General features: G+C 60.5%; 13 protein-coding genes. 7 read left to right on the forward strand and 6 right to left on the reverse strand.

Annotated elements, in window-relative coordinates; genetic code table 11:
- Positions 1 to 84 precede the first annotated feature (84 nt).
- From IEQ42_RS16480 to IEQ42_RS16490, 3 genes are all read left to right on the forward strand, one after another.
- Positions 85 to 831 carry a S24 family peptidase gene (locus IEQ42_RS16480; RefSeq protein ID WP_210704191.1) on the forward strand — a complete coding sequence of 249 codons (747 nt, stop codon included), beginning with the start codon at positions 85 to 87 and terminating at the stop codon, positions 829 to 831.
- Positions 832 to 1,273: 442 nt separating this feature from the next.
- Positions 1,274 to 1,513, forward strand: a complete 240-nt coding sequence (locus IEQ42_RS16485; RefSeq protein ID WP_016984130.1) for a type II toxin-antitoxin system RelB/DinJ family antitoxin — start codon at positions 1,274 to 1,276, stop codon at positions 1,511 to 1,513.
- Positions 1,503 to 1,799: a type II toxin-antitoxin system RelE family toxin gene (locus IEQ42_RS16490; RefSeq protein ID WP_210704192.1), complete on the forward strand. Its 297-nt coding sequence runs from the start codon at positions 1,503 to 1,505 to the stop codon at positions 1,797 to 1,799. Before IEQ42_RS16485 ends, IEQ42_RS16490 begins: the two co-directional genes overlap by 11 nt.
- Before the next feature lie 54 nt (positions 1,800 to 1,853).
- Here the strand turns inward: IEQ42_RS16490 and IEQ42_RS16495 are convergent, their stop codons facing one another.
- From IEQ42_RS16495 to IEQ42_RS16520, 6 genes are read right to left on the reverse strand one after another with little or no spacing between them, the layout of a single operon-like run.
- Positions 1,854 to 2,666 (reverse strand): YfaP family protein, encoded by an 813-nt coding sequence (locus IEQ42_RS16495; RefSeq protein WP_210704193.1) that lies wholly within the window; start codon positions 2,664 to 2,666, stop codon positions 1,854 to 1,856.
- Positions 2,667 to 2,669: 3 nt separating this feature from the next.
- On the reverse strand, positions 2,670 to 4,289 hold the full coding sequence (locus IEQ42_RS16500) for a DUF2300 domain-containing protein (protein ID WP_210704194.1): 1,620 nt from the start codon (positions 4,287 to 4,289) through the stop codon (positions 2,670 to 2,672).
- 1 nt (position 4,290) lies between these two features.
- A complete protein-coding gene (locus IEQ42_RS16505) occupies positions 4,291 to 8,856 on the reverse strand; it encodes an alpha-2-macroglobulin family protein (RefSeq protein WP_210704195.1) in 4,566 nt (1,521 codons plus the stop codon).
- The gene (locus IEQ42_RS16510; RefSeq protein ID WP_210704196.1) at positions 8,853 to 9,491 is read right to left on the reverse strand and encodes a DUF1175 domain-containing protein; all 639 of its coding nucleotides are present in this window, start codon (positions 9,489 to 9,491) and stop codon (positions 8,853 to 8,855) included. Before IEQ42_RS16510 ends, IEQ42_RS16505 begins: the two co-directional genes overlap by 4 nt.
- Entirely contained in the window at positions 9,488 to 11,200 is a 1,713-nt protein-coding gene (locus IEQ42_RS16515) for a DUF2138 domain-containing protein (RefSeq protein WP_210704197.1), read from the reverse strand. The genes IEQ42_RS16510 and IEQ42_RS16515 overlap by 4 nt, the downstream gene beginning before the upstream one ends.
- Positions 11,201 to 11,247: 47 nt before the next feature.
- On the reverse strand, positions 11,248 to 12,039 hold the full coding sequence (locus tag IEQ42_RS16520) for a YfaP family protein (protein WP_210704198.1): 792 nt from the start codon (positions 12,037 to 12,039) through the stop codon (positions 11,248 to 11,250).
- Between the two features lie 277 nt (positions 12,040 to 12,316).
- Here IEQ42_RS16520 and IEQ42_RS16525 point away from each other — a divergent pair, with 277 nt between their 5' ends.
- From IEQ42_RS16525 to dxs, 4 genes are all read left to right on the forward strand, one after another.
- Positions 12,317 to 13,462, forward strand: a complete 1,146-nt coding sequence (locus tag IEQ42_RS16525) for a Fic family protein (protein ID WP_210704199.1) — start codon at positions 12,317 to 12,319, stop codon at positions 13,460 to 13,462.
- Positions 13,463 to 13,539: 77 nt separating this feature from the next.
- Positions 13,540 to 13,782, forward strand: coding sequence for an exodeoxyribonuclease VII small subunit (locus tag IEQ42_RS16530; protein WP_003228627.1), 243 nt, complete (start codon positions 13,540 to 13,542; stop codon positions 13,780 to 13,782).
- The gene (gene ispA / locus IEQ42_RS16535) at positions 13,779 to 14,666 is read left to right on the forward strand and encodes a (2E,6E)-farnesyl diphosphate synthase (RefSeq protein ID WP_210704200.1); all 888 of its coding nucleotides are present in this window, start codon (positions 13,779 to 13,781) and stop codon (positions 14,664 to 14,666) included. The genes IEQ42_RS16530 and ispA overlap by 4 nt, the downstream gene beginning before the upstream one ends.
- 91 nt (positions 14,667 to 14,757) lie before the next feature.
- On the forward strand, positions 14,758 to 16,656 hold the full coding sequence (gene dxs, locus IEQ42_RS16540; RefSeq protein WP_042561290.1) for a 1-deoxy-D-xylulose-5-phosphate synthase: 1,899 nt from the start codon (positions 14,758 to 14,760) through the stop codon (positions 16,654 to 16,656).
- Positions 16,657 to 16,734: the final 78 nt, after the last annotated feature.

Here is a 16,734-nt window from a genome sequence, read left to right on the forward strand (position 1 = left end):
CTTACATCCAGTCGCAAAATTCAGCCCGTTTTTGAACGCCAAGTTTATTCAAACCCCTCTAGCACGGCCGTAGACTCCGTGTTTATGAGAAAGAACACTAGCGGTCCAAGATTCAAGGCACTCCTGGAAAAAGCGAACATCTCCACCACGGGTTTCGCAAAGTTCTGGGGCACGGAAGCCCAAAATGTCCACAACTGGTACACCCGGGGCGTCCCGGCGTATCGCATGGAAGAAGTCTCACGCCTGTTGTCCGTCAACAGCGAATGGCTGAAAACCGGCGAAGGCACAAAAGAGATACCAAGCCTGACCCCGCCTGCGAGCAACGGCGACACCTTCGACGCCCAGGCCATCCGTGGCGTCTACACCGTCATTGACCCCAACGACATTGATCTGGCGTTCTTCAAAGAAACACCGCAGACCAACGGCTCTGGAAAAACCCACGTCATTCAGGACCCGGACCTGTCCATCCGCCTGCCGCGCGCGCACCTCGATCAACTGGAAATCCGCCCTGGCGACGCTATCTGCGCACACATGATCGGCAACAGCATGGCCGACCGCATCGATGACGGTTCCATCGTCGCCATCGACCGCGGCCTCACCCAAGTCGTCGACGGCGAAATCTACGCCATCGAACACGACGGCATGCTACGCATCAAATACCTGCATCGCATGCCCGGCAACGGCCTGCGACTGCGCAGCCACAACAGTGCCGAATACCCGGACGAAGTCTTCCGCCCCGCACAAATCGAAGAGCAGCGGATCCATATATTGGGTTGGGTGTTCTGGTGGTCGACGCTGAGCAAACGGCGGCCGGTGGTGCCGTTTCTCTGAGTTGGTTTGGCTGACTTTGCCTCACACCGAACCTGTGGGAGCCAGCCTGCTGGCGATGAGGCCCTTATATCCGGTACAAATCTTGATTTTTTGCCAGCGAGATCGCTCTAACCCGCACTTCACACTGGGAATCCAAAGCAAAACTCAGTATCCTGCGCCCCACATTTGCGCATCGCCCCGCTCCCGCGGCTCAGATGACGCCCGACGCGGCAGACCAACGTCTGACCAAGTCCCACAGCCGGACGCAGATCCGGGTGTACGTTTTGAAGGCTGGCAAGGCTTACCAAAAATAGGCCAAGCCAGTCCCCGAGAAGCCGGCCACAAGCCGGCTTTTTAATGCCTGAAATAAACCCGGCCTACCGTCTGTAACATAAATTCGCGCTTGTCGAACAGAAGAGCCCCTTGCTATCGTAACGACAAACGTCATTACAGGTATTTCATCATGGCCTCCATAAACATTCGCATCGACGATGATCTGAAGCAGCGCTCCTTCGCCGAACTGGAAAAGCTGGGAGTAACCCCCTCAGAGCTTTTGCGCCAGACACTCCAATACGTCGCCGAGCGAGGCAAGCTACCGTTCAAAGCAGCATTGCTTAGCGAGGAAGATGAAGTACTCATAGCCGTAGTCACCGAACGTCTCGCTGCACCTCAACGAGTCAAGGTAAGTCTGGATGACCTATAACCTTGAATTTGATCATCGTGCTTTAAAGGAATGGAACAAACTCGGCGATACGGTTCGCCACCAGTTCAAGAAGAAGCTCACAGAGGTATTGGAGAATCCTCGAATAGAAGCCAATCGACTTCGCGAGCTCCCGGATTGCTACAAAGTGAAGCTGAAAAGCGCTGGCTATCGCCTGATCTATCAGGTCCTTGATCAAGAGATTGTGGTGTTCGTAATCGCAATCGGGAAGCGAGAGAGAGAAGCTGCTTACGAGGTTGCGCAGGACCGTCTTTCGCTCCTGCCCTGAGTCGGTCCAATGTCTGCGACCTGAAATTGGGCAGCAACCCGCAGCCCAATTCCCTCACGGATAACTAAACGCCTTAACCAACGTCAACTCCCCCGCCGTCCGCATCGGGATCAAAAAAGTCTCCATCTTCTCGCTCGGCGTGCCTTCTTCGGTAATCACCGTCACCTGCGCCGTCGTCAGCGCCTGCCCGGCTTCATCCCCACCTTCGTCATCTGCGCGATACCCGCCGCCGTAGTAATTCACATACACCAGATACTGCCCCTTGATCGGCGCCGGCATGGCGAAGATTTCCGGGCCGTAGCCGGTGGTGACGTCGACGTCGAGGGCGCCGCCGTTGGGGGCGGTGCGGTTGCCGTACCAGATGTGGCCGCCGTCGGGGGTGACGAGATGCAGGTCGAGGTCGGTGCCATCGCTGTCCCACGCGAGCAGGACGCGCAGTTTGGCCGGGGTGGCGCCGCCGCTGGTGTTGAGGAACTGGGTGCGGTGGCGTTGTTTGCCGTCAGGGCTGCGGACTTCGACGCTGTTGCTGCCGTTGGGGAAGGAGAATGGGCGGTCGAAGCGGCCGGCGTCGTCGATTTTCAGCGGCATGCTGACGCCGTTGACGATAAGGCGGCCGGGCTCTGGGCTCTTCGGTGTAGCTTTGATTTCGCCGCTGATGCGTGCGGTGTTGGCTTGGCCGATCGGGGTGTTCACCGAGGAGGCTGGGTAGTTGACGGTCTGGCGGAAGCTTTCGCCCTCTCCTTGCGGCGCGCCGCTGCGCCAGCCGCCGACGGGGGTGTCGAGTTTAACGCTGTCGGCGGCGATGGCCGGCGATAGCGCGATCAACGTGCAGAGCAGCAGCAAGACCTGTGGATAACGGAGTGTCATGGTCTATTCCAGCAAGAGGTGACGGGCGAGCCCTTCGATGTAGGTTTCGTCCTGGCCGTTGGGATGTGCTTCAAAAGCCAGGTGCAGATATTCGTGGGTGAGGTCGAGGCGGTCCTGCAGGGTGAGTACGCCGCGCACATAGATTCGCTGGCCCTCGCGGTCGACGAAGGGTCTGCCAAAAGCCAGTTTGCACACGGCGAACGTGCTGACTTCGTTGTAGCCGGTTTCGCTTTCCAGCTTCGGGCGCCAGCCGCGTCGTTGCTTTTGCAGCCAGTCTTGGGCGGCGGGCAGTGCTTCGCAGGAGGCGACTGGGTTGTCCCAACGGCTGAGGCTGGCGCGCGGATAGGCGTGGAGCAGAATCGCGTCGTAGCGCTGACCAGCATTGGCCTGCTCGACGGCTTGTTGCCAAGCGAGTTTGTCCGGGCCGGGTTGGTCTGAGTGATAGGTGACAATACTGCCGGCCAGCACCAGATCGGCCGTCCATGCGGCGATACTGCGAGACTCCGCCGAGGCCGGACGCGGGGCGACGCGTTGGCGGGTGCTGCTGTCATCTATGCTCAGGCAATCGCCGCTACGCGCAGCGTTTTGCAGCAAGTAGGTGCGGATCGCCACGGCCAGCGCTTTGGCGGCTTCTGCGGGTTCGGGTTTGGCTTCGCGATCCAGCACGCGGGCGACGTATTCTTCGCGATCAAGCCTGGCGACGAGTTTGTTGTTGAGCAGAAACAGTTCGCCGTCGCTGTGGATATCCAGCGCATTGCCGTTAGCGAATTCGACGCGGTAATCGCCCTGCAACGGGCCGGAAGTTACCGCCCGCTCGCCAGCCAAAACACGTAACACCGGATAGCGCGAGAACAGCCCGACCTCGACACAACGGCCCGTCTCTGCTGGCCAGACCGTTGGCAACACCGCCGCCAGTGCCTGACCGTAATTTCGTAGAACCATTTGGCTGGTGCCACGCCCTCCCGCCCAAACCGGCGAGCCATCCACCGTCCAACCGGCAAATCCACCCTGTCGCGATTGTGGGTCCTGATCGCCGAGCCAGCTCCAGGTTTTCACCCGCAAGCGCCCGCCCAATTCACCAACAACGTTGCCATCCGCCGCATTCAGAACGACATCAAGCAACACGCGGCGCATCTGGTCTTGAGCTGGCAGCGAAGACAACACCTTCAACAAATCAGCCACAGAAACTCGCGTGGCTGGTTGCACCAATGGCAGATCCAGCAACCACGACGGTCCCTGCCGCGCCTGCCAATACGCGCGCCAATCGGTAGAAGAAATCCCCAACCGCGCAGGCTCGAAATACAACCCACACGATTTCACCAACGCCTGATCACGTTCAATCTTGCCGCCAGCGCTGCAGCAATAAACCTCTTCCTTCGACTGTCCGCGACATTCATAAGCGGGCTCGCGAGCGCCGGTATCCACCAGCCACGCATAAACAAACAGCTTCCACAGACTGCCCAGCGGCGCATCCAGCGAAGGCGGCAACGGCTCGCGAGCGATCAGTTGCGTCTGGCTCAACGACAACAATTCACCCTTGTAGGCCACGCGCAAAGGCTCATCCTGCGCTGTTGCCAGCGCGGGAATCACACACAACATCAGCCACAGCAGCGGCCGCTTCATGTCAGTTGACCGTGACCTGACCGAGGGCGGCTTTCGCTTCCTGAGCCTGATGTTGCGGCGCGTAGACCTGGGTGAAACGCACCGGCGGCAAATTGAACTGGCCCTTCTGCGAGAAACGCACCAGATGGCGCAGGCGCAATTCGCCACTCAGCGCATCCACCGGCACCGCGTAGGCCAGTTGTCCCGGCTCAAAACGCGCTTTCTCAAGTGCGGTCGGTTCGGTGCCGTCCTTGCCCTGCAACTTGATACCCCACGTTGTGCGCTCGACATCGGCGCCCGGTGGCAGCGGCACTTCGAGCATGCCGTAGCGCAGCGGTTTCGGTGCCTTGCTGGTGAGGATCACTTCGTCCAGGTACAGACTGTCGCTGGACAACGGCTTAGTGCCGACCGGCTCCAGTTTGAAGGTGAACGCTTCATCGCCCGGCACCAGTCGCGACAGACGCCGGGTGATGGTCACGGCCATTGGCTCGATGGCTGGCTGTTGAGTCTGGAAACTCAGCGCCGCGCGCAGCGGACGCTCCTGAGTACCAGAAACCGTCAACACGCTCGGCACCGGCGTCGCCCCCTGCCACGTCCAGAACATCTCGCCACTGGCACCGTAGCTTTTCTTCCAGCCCTCACCCGGCGTCAGCGCAATGGTCGGCGAAGCCTGGGCGATGCTGCGTTGCAGCCAGGTCAGCGCCAGTGCGCGCTCGAGCGTCGATTGCTGCGGCAACAGGCGTTGCAGCAAGGCTTGCGCGCGAGCCTGATCGAACGGTTGTAGCGACAGATTCAGCGCTTCGACAAACGGCTGCGAACTGACCGACAGACGCTGTTGCGCAGCACCCACCTGACGATTGAATGCGTCAGGCAACGCGACTTTAGCCTGTGTGGCCAGCGATGCGGTCAACACTCGCGCCGCCGCCAGACCGAGTGCCGAATCCGGATCGCTCATCACCAGGCTGTCTACGCCATCATCGATCAGGGTTTCGGCATTGCTTTCACCCGCCTTCGCCAGATCTTCCATCAACCCCGTCAGCAGCGTGTTCACCGGCAAATGCATCTGCTTGGCGAACGACAGAATCAACGCCCGTTGCAGCAACGGCGTGTTCGGCGCCTGTTTGGCGTAAACCTCCAACACCCGCTGCCAATGCTCCGGCGGCAGCGTCAGATCCAGTACCTGGCTGGCATTCCAGTCGGCGAAGTAAGCGTACGCGGTGAGGAACGCATCGGGCTCACCGTCGTAGCCCCACCAGGTGAAGCTCGCCGACGGCCCGGCCATTTGCACCAGACGCAGACGGCTGTTCTGCATGATCAGACGCAAGCGATCGCGGATCTGCGGGCTCGATGCCAGCGAAGGATAGGCAATGCTCAGCGGCAACAGGCGACTGGCGGTCTGCTCGACTCCGCCGTACGGGTAGCTGAGCAGATCATCGAGCGCCGAACGGAACAGCGCTTGCGGACTGTCATCCAGACGCAGACGAATGTCGGTCGCGTCCGCAGGCAAGCTCAGCGCTGTGTCGCCGCTGGCCACGTCGAGGCTTTGCGTCTGCGTCATTTGCCAGCCGTCACCGGTTGCGCTCAAGCGCACGGCCAGAGAATCAGCGGTTTTGCCGTCCTGCACCAACTCCGCCGTCCACTCGCCGGAAGCCAATGCTAACGCCGGCAGCGGCAGGTAGTTGATGCCGTTGTTCAGGGTCACCGGCAGGCGTTGTTCGGTGCCGGCGTAGTGGGTGACCAGCTCAGCCTTGACCGGTTTCTCGGCTTGGCTGAACGCGAAAATACCGAGTTGTGGCTGATCGCCCTTACGGAATTTGCTCGGCCCGCTCCACTTCAGGTACAGCAGTTTTTCCGAGCGGACAAACTGCTTCTTCTGACCGACCTGACCGTCATCGGCGATGGCGCGAGCGGTGATGCGCCAGCGGGTCAGCGAGTCGGGCATCTTGAAGGTGAAGCGGGTTTTGCCGTCGGCACCGGTCAGCAATTCCGGTTGCCACGCGGCGGTATCGACGTCTTCACGACGCGGCCGCTCCAGCACTTTTACGCCACGTTCACTGCGGTTGGCTTTGCCCGGCGCACCAGGGCTGCCCGGCAGCGCGACGTCGTAACTGATGAACGACAGGCTGGCGCTGGTGCGCACGTTGTTGCGCCGTGGATGGTAGAAGAACTGGTCGATGGTCGGCGCGACTTCCGGCTGCAACGCGTAAACCATTTCGTCGACAACACTCACCGTCAGATGCGCCGGAACTGCTTTACCGGCGAACTGCGTAGTCAGGTCGACGGTCACCGTGTCACCCGGCAGATACACCTGCTTGTCGGTGCTGATCGCCACGTCGATTTGCGGCGCGATCACTTTGATCCCGGCATTCTGGAAACTGTACTGACCGCTCTTGGTGTACAGCACGGAGAAGGTCAGGTTCGGTGCGAAGTTATCCTTCACCGCAATGCGTGCGCGGTATTGGGTGTCGCTGAGTTTTTCCAGTTTCAACCAGTCGCCGCCCTTGGCCAGCAGCGCGGTGGCTTCGACCTTGTCGCGCTCCAGCGACAGCAGTGCATCATTGACCGGCTCAGGGAAGGTGATCAGCGCCAGCGCTTCATCGCCGGCCTTGTACTCAGGTTTGTCGAGGACGATTTCGACGGTGCCCGGCACAGCTTTGACGCCGTCACCGGTGACCGCATGACCGGTGGCGCCGAGGACGCGACCGTGTTGATCCTTGAGCGTCAGGTTGTAAGTGCCCGGACGTTCGAAGGCCAGACTGAAGCCTTTGTCAGTCGCCGCGAGTTTGCCTTCGCCGGTGCTCTGGTCTTCCAGGCGCACCCAGTCGTAAGTGCTCGGCGTGACCGCTTTGCTCTGCTCGGTGCCGCCCTCGTTGGCGTAGCTGAACGCGACCTTGTCGCCGACCGCACTGAAACGCTGCGTCGCACTCAAGCGAAAACTCGCGGCGCCACGGTCAATGAGGATTTCCTTGGTGGTCTTGACCCGATACGCCGCGCCATCGCTGGCGAACACGGTGAGCATGTAGCGGCTCGGTTTGTCGGCGGCCGGCAGGTCGAGTGTGGCGTTGCCTTTGCTGTCGGTGGTCAGTTCGGTGCTGGTCAGTTCCACCGGGAATTGCCCGAGGTATTGCAGTTCGTTGTCGACCATCGACAGTTGCTGCGCGCGCAGGCTCAGGGTCAGTTTGGCGTTCGCCACCGGTTTGCCGTCCGGGTACAACAGCACCAGACTGCCCTTGACCGGCTCGCCGGTACGGTAATCCTGCTTGGCCAGATTCAGCGAAATCTCGAAGTGTGGCTTGATGTACTCAGCCACGCGGAAGGCGCTGCTGTAAGCCTGATCCTTATAGTTGAAACGAATCTCGTATCCGCCCGCCACCGCGTTATCCGGCAGCTGGAAACGCCCCTGAGTACCGGCCTTCGAATCGAGTTTCAGATCAAGGCGTTGCAGCTCGGTACCAGTGGCGTCGAGCACGCTGACATTGACGTCGGCGGCACCCGGCAACACCGAATCCCGCGCATTCTTGAACTCGCGACCGACGATTTTCAGCGACACCCAATCACCTGGCCGATACAGCGGTCGGTCGGTGAAGGCATAGAGTTTGGTGTCGTAGATTTCGCTGTCGTAGTAAAAGTTTTCCGAGACGAATACACCGCCCTCCTCGTCCTCGCCGATGACGAAAGAGCGCTCGGGGCTGACGTGTTTCAGGCGCAGCAAACCATCGGCATCAGTGGCGCCACTGCTCATCACGCCGAGGCCGTCGGTCCACAGCACATTGACCTTCGGCACCGAACTGCCTTCGTGTTTGCGCGCGGCCCAGACCAGCAATTCATCACCGGCAATCTTGCTCACTGCCACGGTGTTGGAAACGAAGACCATGGTGGTCGCGCGGTACTTGCCGATCAGCGCTTCGACCAGATAAAGACCCGGTTTCAACTGACCCAGCGGAATGTAAACGTTACCCGGCGCGACGCTGACAAAGTCGCTGGAAGACCCGGCCAGATTGACCCCGGCCGGTGGCTGTATCGGCTTGGCCTGCCACAGCGGATAACGGAACTGGCTGACCACCGGCAAGCCCGGAATCAGCGCGAATTGCGGCTGCGCGTCATACGGTGTCGGTGCGACGATGGCGTTGCCCATCTTCAGCTCCGGCACTTCCTCGGTAACCTGTTTGCGCGACTCATAGGAGAACGCTCGCTGCATCACCCGACGGGATTTTCGGTACCAGTTGTCCCACAGGTACGCGAGGGTGTTGGACAAGCCTTCGCCCTTGAACTGACCGTCGCTGACCACCCGATGCAGGTTCTTTTGACGCTTGAGGAAGTCCAGCGGCTTGTCGATGCGATACACACGAATGTCGGCGCCGCCGTAAGGCTCCATGCGAAAACGCCGATAATCGCGACCCGGCGCTTCGAGGCGAACCATAGCCTGCTCGTCGGCAGCGAAACTGCTGTCAGCGAGCAGGAAAAAGCTTTCGCCGGACACCGGCGTGTAGCCGCTCGGCTCAACAGTGTCTTCGGCGTTCACTGCCGAAAATGGCAGGGCTAATACCAACAGCAGAGGCAGTAAACGCAACATGCGGGCACCGGTCATTGGGAGAGAAAGTTCAGTCGATAGACGCCGATGAAGTTGGGGTTGGCTGCGTCGGGTATCCATCGGGTGTCCTTCCATGTCATGAGTTGCTGCAGGCTTGCCGAACGCATGCCGTTGTCAGTCGGGGTGGTGGTGCCGGTGTGATAGGCAATGTAGCGGCCCATCCAGATCATCAGGTGCTGGTCGTCGCCCTGATCGAAAAACATCAGGTCACCGGGACGCGCCTGCGACACGTCGCGGCTGACCAGATGACTGTTGAACTGAATCAGTTTGATTGCGTTGACGTACGGCCCGACTTTGCCGCCGCCCTGCTGCCATTGCTGGGCGAGCTTGCGCTGATCGTCGCTCAGCGACAGTTCCGGCGGCAGGTAACGATTGGACAGGCCATTGCTGCGCAGCCATTTGTCATCGTGGACTTTCAGCGCCTCGTTGGCGGCGAAACGCACCAGCCCGGCGCAATCCTGTTGATACCAGCGCGGGCTCGGGCCCTGGCTCAGTTGCTCCTGGGCGATGCGCACGAACCAGGCGCGGAACACCTGGGATTGTGCAGGATCGAGCGCAGGCGTTTCGATGGCTCGGGCGCCCGCGCTGAGTAAAAGCGCGAGTAAGCCGAGACTGCGGATCAGTGCCGTCACAGCGCTTTCCACTCCAGCGGCAGCCACTGCCAGTGACCATCCGGCTCGCTGCCTTCAGGCAAGGTCAGGGCATATTTGCCGTAGCCGCCGAGAGTGCGAAGTTTTGGGATCAGATAGGTTTGCGCGGCGTTGTAGAACACCGGTTCCATGTCTTGCGGCAGGCTGTCGAGGGTTTCCTGCTGCATCAGTTGCGCCATCGAATCCGGGCCGAAATAGATCGGCATCAGCACGTCTTTGGGCAGCACATCGGCCATCGGCGGGAAGCGTTTGTCGAGGGTGCCGAGGGCTTTGTCGACCAGTTTGTCGTCGAGGGAAAACAGCAGCGTCGAGCCGTGACGGGCGAGGCTGACCTTCATGAAAGCCTTGCCGCTGATTGCATCCGGATTCTCCGCGTCCCTGGCCGCGTAGGGACCGAAGCTGGAGCTGACTTGACGCTGCCAGACGTGGCTCTGACCTTCCTGTTTCTCCACTACAGGGAATACTTTTTCTTCGACGTTGGACTCGAAGGCGCCGACCATCGAACCGAACAGTTTGCCGAGATCGCCGTCGAGCTTGCTGCTGTCCTCATCCTTCAGACTGGCCACCAGCAAGGGCGTGTACAAACGCGAATCGGCGTACCAGCACAAGCCCGCGGCGCCCGCCACATGTTCGGTGAGTGTCTGCGCCATGGTTTCTTCGGCACCGAGTTTTACCAGCAACGGTTTCTGCGGTTCGGCGGCTACCGGCAAGGTCACGCAGGCACTGGCGCCCAGCGGCATGGCTTGCCAGACCGGTTTGAAATCGAAATCCGGCTGGTTTTCCAGCTCGTCCATGGCGAGGTAGCTGTGCCAGCCCTTGTCGTCCATGTCGAAACGCAGGCCGGCGAAGTTCGGGATGAAGCGCTGGTAGCCCATGGCGAGGACGCTGGAGTTGACCGACAGACGTTGTTTGGTTTCGGGGGGTTTGGCTGGCAGGCCGAAAGCCTCGGGGAACAGTTTTTCGCCGTTGAGCAATGCCGCCAACGCTTGCGGCGAGACGTGACCGGATTCCTCGGACACGCCGCTTTCAGGGTCGTAGTACTTGGCCGGATTGGACAGCACCACCAGTTTATCGCCGCGCGAAGCAAACAGCAGCGATTTGCTGGCGTTGTAGCTCAGCTGGTACAGCGGCACCTCGTCACTGCCAACCTTGAGATTGCCGAAAACGCTGAGCTGGGTGTCATCCAGCGCGACTTTCGCCAGCGGCTCCAGCAGTTTGGCCAAACCCCCGCGATCCATCACCAGCAAAAAGTCCTTCAAGCGACCATCGGCACCGCGCCATAGCGCGACATCGGCTGGCTGATCGAAAAGCTGTTCGATCAAGCTGTCCTGCAACTTCAGATCATGCTCGTAAATGATTCGGCGCAGACTACCGATCAAGCCGAGGCGATCGGCGTGGGTTTCGTAGTAGAAGACGAAATCTTCGGTGAGCGTGGCCTTGAGGAACGGCACCGTCAGCAGGTCTTTGGGCAACTGGCTCAGCGAGCGGGTTTCCAGCAATGCATCCGGGCGGCTCAGGCCGAGCCTGTCACCGGCAAGCTCCACCGGCGGCGCCTTGGGTTTGAGCAGCAGCCAGCCAAAACCGCCCGCCACGCCGGCCACCAGGCACAGTCCGACCAACAGCAACGGCCAGCGCCGGGAAGGTTTGCCAGCAGGTGTTTCGGCAGCCGGGGTAACAGTGTTATCGCTCATCTTCACGCTCATTCCCAAAGCTCACGATTTCATCCATGGCGGGATACTTAATAGTTGAAAGTCTTGACCAGCAGCAGATCACCAATCGCCCGCAGGGGCACGATGAACGTCTCGCGTTTTTCGTCGACGGTGTTTTCATTGAGCACCAGCGTGATTTGCGAGGTAATCACCTCGTTCTGATTGCTGGTCTCCTCGAAGTTATAGCCGCCGTTGCCGAAATTGCCCCAATAGTTGACGTAAACCAGATAGGTGCCGTGCAGCGGCGCGGTCATGGTGAACATCTCAGGGCCGGGGCCATCGACGCCGTCGGGGTCGAGGCCGCCGCCGTTGCTCAATGCCGGCCGCGCCCAGAACGCATGCTGGCCATCGGGCGTGACAATGTGCAGATCCAGCTCAGCCTTTGGATCGTCCCATCCCAAGACAAGACGAATTCGCGCCGGCGTGCGCAAATTATTTGCTTCATAAAATTGCACGCGCTTGAGCGACTGGCCCTCGGCGCTGATCACCTCGACGCTGTTGGAACCGGCGCCAAAGGCATATGGCCGGGCGAAACGTCCCTGATTGTCGGTGTACAGATTCAGCGGATTGCCATTAACGGCGAGGCTGTGCGGCGGGCGCATATGGCCGATGGCCTTGAGCTGGCCCTGGATCATCGTGCGATTGCGCTGGACGCCACGATCGATCGGTGGCGTCGGATAGGCGACTTGCGGGTTTTCCGTGCGATCGAGCAAGCCGTGATAACGCCAGCCACCCACCGGTTCCGACAGCTCGGCACTCGGTGCGGCCAGCAGCGCGGGTGCGCAAACCATCCCGAGCAACAGCAAAATGAATGAACGCATGTAATGCCTCCTGCCATGCCTGAACGAAACCTTGCACCCGATCCTCGGTACTTCACAGTGGTTGAAACTGCGTTTCGTCTGAAAGACCCGTGACTGTCGGGTCGTAGAAGGCGCGAAGATTATCCATTCGGCATTTTTTTAACAATCGGATACATGTGCTATCGCTGTAGGAATTACGCGTATTTGTTGTGCGTGAGCCGAATAGCGGTCATATTCGGCTCATTAAATGAGCCGAATAGCGTTTCTATTCGGCTCACGCACTCAGGATCGACACCCCATGACAACTCACTGGATCTGGCAGCAGCCCGATTGGCCCGACTTCAACTGGCAGACAGAACGCCTGACGCCACTGCTGCGTGAGTGCGTACAGGCGCAGGGTCAATTGATGGGCATGGCCGGATCGGTGGGCGACTCCTTGAGTGCTCAGACTGAACTTGATGCGCTGCTGCAAAACATCGTGACTTCTTCAGCTATCGAGGGTGAGCAGTTAAATGTCGGCTCGGTTCGATCGTCATTGGCGCGCCGCCTGGGACTGGAAGTGTTCGACGGCGATCACGTCAGCCAACGCAGTGAAGGTCTGGCCAGACTGATGCTAGATGCTACTCGACGCGTCGCGGAACCATTGACGCTGGAGCGCTTGCTGGAATGGCATGAATGGCTGTTTCCGGATCCAGAAACCGGCTTTTCTTCGCGGGCAATCAATGTCGGCGCATTACGCGGCGATGAGCCGATGCAGGTGGTTTCCGGGCGGATCGATCGTCCGATCGTTCATTTTGAGGCCCCGCCCCGCCAAGGACTTGAACGCCAACTCGACGCGTTTCTCAAGTGGTTCGACGCCAGTGAGCGGCAAGCGGGCCTCGATCCGTTATTACGTGCCGGCATCGCACATTTCTGGTTTGTCACTCTCCACCCTTTCGACGACGGCAACGGGCGACTGACTCGCACCCTCACCGATCTGGCACTGGCTCAGGGCGAAGCGCTGGCGATTCGCTTTTACGCCATGTCGGCCAGCATTCTTGATGACCGCGCCGGTTATTACCGAATACTCGAATCCAGCCAGAAAGCCACGCCGGACATCACCGAATGGCTGACGTGGTTCCTGCAAACCCTGTTGCGCAGCCTGCAACAAGCCATTGAGCGAATAGAAAGCGTGCTGGGCAAGACGCGATTCTGGCAAGCGCACCGCGAGTCCGAGCTTTCCGTTGAGCAGACCAAAGTACTCAATCGCCTGCTCGACGGCGGTGAGCGCGGTTTCGGGCACGGCATCAGCGCGGCGCAGTATCAGGCTGTGGCGAAGGTATCGAAGGCCACGGCGACCCGACATTTGGCAGAATTACTGGAAAAGGGCTGTCTGCAAAGGCTCCCTGGCGGTGGGCGAAGTACGCGTTACCAGATCAATTACCCAGGCAAATCCACTGACTGATACACCCCGCTCATTTGCCCATACCCCCCCTATCTGCTAGTGTCGCGCCGGTTTAACGTCAACCGGAAACTGCCGCCATGGCCCGCAAAAAAGCTGCACTGGATTTCGAACAGTCCCTCGCCGACCTGCAAACATTGGTCGAGCGTCTGGAGAACGGTGAATTGTCGCTGGAAGACTCGCTGACCGCTTTCGAGCAGGGCATCGGGCTGACCCGTGACTGCCAGGCAGCGCTGGCTCAGGCTGAGCAGAAGGTGCAAGTGCTGCTGGAGCGCGATGGCGAACTCGCCGAGGAACCCTTCGACGCGGAACAGCCAGAATGATTGCAGCGTATTCGGCGACCAGCCAGGCCCGGGTCAACGCGGCACTGGAAAGCCTGTTCAACGCCCCGTTGCCGGAGTTGGCGCGCCTCTATGAGGCCATGCGCTACAGCGTGATGAACGGCGGCAAACGCGTGCGTCCGCTGTTGGCTTACGCCGCGTGCGAAGCCCTCGGTGGCAAGGCTGAGCAGGCCAACGGCGCGGCCTGCGCGGTGGAGCTGATCCATGCCTATTCGCTGGTGCACGACGATTTGCCGGCGATGGACGACGACGACCTGCGTCGCGGCCAGCCCACCACTCACAAGAAATTCGATGAGGCTTGCGCGATTCTCGCCGGTGACGGCTTGCAGAGTCTGGCGTTCAGCGCCTTGCTCGATCCGCGCCTGAGTGACCTCAGCGCCGATATCCGTTTGCAGATGGTCAGTGCGCTCGCACTGGCCGCAGGCCCGGCCGGTATGGTCGGCGGTCAAGCCATCGATCTCGGCTCGGTCGGTCTCAAGCTCGATCAAAAAGCCCTTGAACAGATGCACCGGCACAAGACCGGTGCGCTGATCGAAGTCAGCGTCAAACTTGGCGCCCTGGCCAGTGGCCGTGCCGAGCCGGATGAACTGCAATCCTTGCAGACTTACGCACGAGCCATCGGCCTCGCCTTCCAGGTGCAGGACGATATCCTCGACGTCGAAAGCGATACCGCCACCCTCGGCAAACGCCAAGGCGCCGATATCGCCCGGGACAAGCCGACCTACCCGGCGCTGCTCGGCCTGGACGCGGCCAAGGCTTATGCGCTGGAGCTGCGCGATCAGGCTCTCCACGCCCTGCGACCGTTTGACGCGGCGGCCGAGCCGTTGCGCGAGTTGGCCCGGTATATCGTCGAGCGCCGCAGCTGACGGCGAATCGGCCAAAAAAGATCAACGCGTGGGCAGTGGGCGATGCATCAGGTAAACTGCCGCATCTTTTATACCTATAACGATTCGCCTGATGCCCACGACGTTTCATGAGATTCCCCGCAAGCGCCCGACCACGCCCCTGCTCGACCGTGCGAATACGCCGGACGGCCTGCGCCGGTTAGCCGAAGCCGAGCTGGAAACCCTGGCTGATGAGTTGCGCCTGGAATTGCTCTACACGGTCGGCCAGACCGGTGGGCATTTCGGTGCCGGTCTGGGCGTCATCGAGCTGACCATCGCGTTGCATTACGTCTTCGACACCCCGGACGACCGGCTGGTGTGGGACGTTGGTCATCAGGCTTATCCGCACAAGATCCTCACCGGTCGCCGCGAGCGCATGGAATCGCTGCGCCAGAAGGACGGCATCGCCGCTTTCCCGCGTCGCGCCGAGAGCGAGTACGACACCTTTGGCGTCGGCCACTCCAGCACGTCGATCAGTGCAGCGCTGGGCATGGCGATTGCCGCCCGCCTGCAGAACAGTGATCGCAAGGCGATTGCCGTGATCGGCGACGGCGCATTGACCGCCGGCATGGCCTTCGAGGCGCTGAACCATGCGCCGGAAGTCAACGCCAACATGCTGGTGATCCTCAACGACAACGACATGTCGATCTCGCGCAATGTCGGTGGCCTGTCGAATTATCTGGCGAAGATTCTTTCCAGCCGCACTTACGCGAGCATGCGTGAAGGCAGTAAAAAAGTGCTGTCGCGCCTGCCCGGCGCCTGGGAAATCGCCCGTCGCACCGAAGAATACGCAAAAGGCATGTTGGTACCAGGCACCCTGTTCGAAGAGCTGGGCTGGAACTACATTGGCCCGATCGACGGCCACGACCTGCCGACCCTGATCGCTACGCTGCGCAACATGCGCGACCTGAAGGGCCCGCAATTCCTGCACATCGTCACCAAGAAAGGCAAAGGCTTCGCCCCGGCGGAAGTCGACCCGATCGGTTACCACGCCATCACCAAGCTCGAACCGGTCGATGCGCCGGCCACTGCGCCGAAGAAAACCGGCGGGCCGAAGTATTCGGCGGTGTTCGGCGAATGGCTGTGCGACATGGCCGCGGCTGACCCGCGTCTGGTCGGGATTACCCCGGCGATGAAGGAAGGCTCGGATCTGGTGGCATTCAGCGAGCGCTTCCCGCTGCGTTATTTCGACGTGGCGATTGCCGAGCAACACGCGGTGACGTTCGCCGCCGGCATGGCCTGCGAAGGCGCAAAACCGGTCGTGGCGATCTACTCGACGTTCCTCCAGCGCGGTTACGACCAACTCGTTCACGATGTGGCGGTGCAAAACCTCGACGTGCTGTTCGCCATCGACCGCGCAGGCCTGGTCGGCGAAGACGGCCCGACCCACGCCGGCAGCTTTGACCTGTCGTACCTGCGCTGCATCCCGGGCATGGTCATCATGACCCCGAGCGATGAAAACGAACTGCGCCAGATGCTGACCACCGGTCACCTGTATAACGGCCCGGCGGCAGTGCGTTACCCGCGCGGCAATGGCCCGAATGCGGCTATCGAGAAAGACCTCGAACCGATCGAAATCGGCAAAGGCATCGTCCGTCGTCAGGGCAGCAAAGTCGCCCTGCTGGTGTTCGGCGTGCAACTGGCCGAGGCGCTGAAAGTCGCCGAGAAGCTGGATGCGACCGTGGTCGACATGCGCTTCGTCAAACCACTGGACGAAGCCCTGGTGCGCGAGATTGCCGGCAGCCACGAGTTGCTGGTGACCATCGAAGAAAACGCGATCATGGGCGGCGCCGGTGGTGCGGTCAGCGAATTTCTCGCCCGCGAGAATATCCTCAAGTCGATGCTGCATCTGGGCCTGCCCGATGTTTACGTCGAGCATGCCAAGCCTGCGCAGATGCTGGCCGAGTGCGGGCTGGATGAGGCCGGGATCGAAGCGTCGATTCGCGAGCGTCTGGAATTGCTTAACAAGTAAACGCAATACCCTTGTGGGAGCGAGCCTGCTCGCGAAAGCGGACTGTCAGTCAAATCATTTCTGACTGATACACCGCAT

It is taken from the genome of Pseudomonas iridis (assembly GCF_017980685.1).
Classification (GTDB): domain Bacteria; phylum Pseudomonadota; class Gammaproteobacteria; order Pseudomonadales; family Pseudomonadaceae; genus Aquipseudomonas; species Aquipseudomonas iridis.

Bases quoted from the DNA above. Each gene is read 5' to 3' on its own strand.
- IEQ42_RS16480 (WP_210704191.1), top strand. From the start codon at position 85: ATGAGAAAGAACACTAGCGGTCCAAGATTCAAGGCACTCCTGGAAAAA.
- IEQ42_RS16485 (WP_016984130.1), top strand. From the start codon at position 1,274: ATGGCCTCCATAAACATTCGCATCGACGATGATCTGAAGCAGCGCTCC.
- IEQ42_RS16490 (WP_210704192.1), top strand. From the start codon at position 1,503: ATGACCTATAACCTTGAATTTGATCATCGTGCTTTAAAGGAATGGAAC.
- IEQ42_RS16495 (WP_210704193.1), bottom strand. From the start codon at position 2,666: ATGACACTCCGTTATCCACAGGTCTTGCTGCTGCTCTGCACGTTGATC.
- IEQ42_RS16500 (WP_210704194.1), bottom strand. From the start codon at position 4,289: ATGAAGCGGCCGCTGCTGTGGCTGATGTTGTGTGTGATTCCCGCGCTG.
- IEQ42_RS16505 (WP_210704195.1), bottom strand. From the start codon at position 8,856: ATGACCGGTGCCCGCATGTTGCGTTTACTGCCTCTGCTGTTGGTATTA.
- IEQ42_RS16515 (WP_210704197.1), bottom strand. From the start codon at position 11,200: ATGAGCGATAACACTGTTACCCCGGCTGCCGAAACACCTGCTGGCAAA.
- IEQ42_RS16520 (WP_210704198.1), bottom strand. From the start codon at position 12,039: ATGCGTTCATTCATTTTGCTGTTGCTCGGGATGGTTTGCGCACCCGCG.
- IEQ42_RS16525 (WP_210704199.1), top strand. From the start codon at position 12,317: ATGACAACTCACTGGATCTGGCAGCAGCCCGATTGGCCCGACTTCAAC.
- IEQ42_RS16530 (WP_003228627.1), top strand. From the start codon at position 13,540: ATGGCCCGCAAAAAAGCTGCACTGGATTTCGAACAGTCCCTCGCCGAC.
- ispA (WP_210704200.1), top strand. From the start codon at position 13,779: ATGATTGCAGCGTATTCGGCGACCAGCCAGGCCCGGGTCAACGCGGCA.
- dxs (WP_042561290.1), top strand. From the start codon at position 14,758: ATGCCCACGACGTTTCATGAGATTCCCCGCAAGCGCCCGACCACGCCC.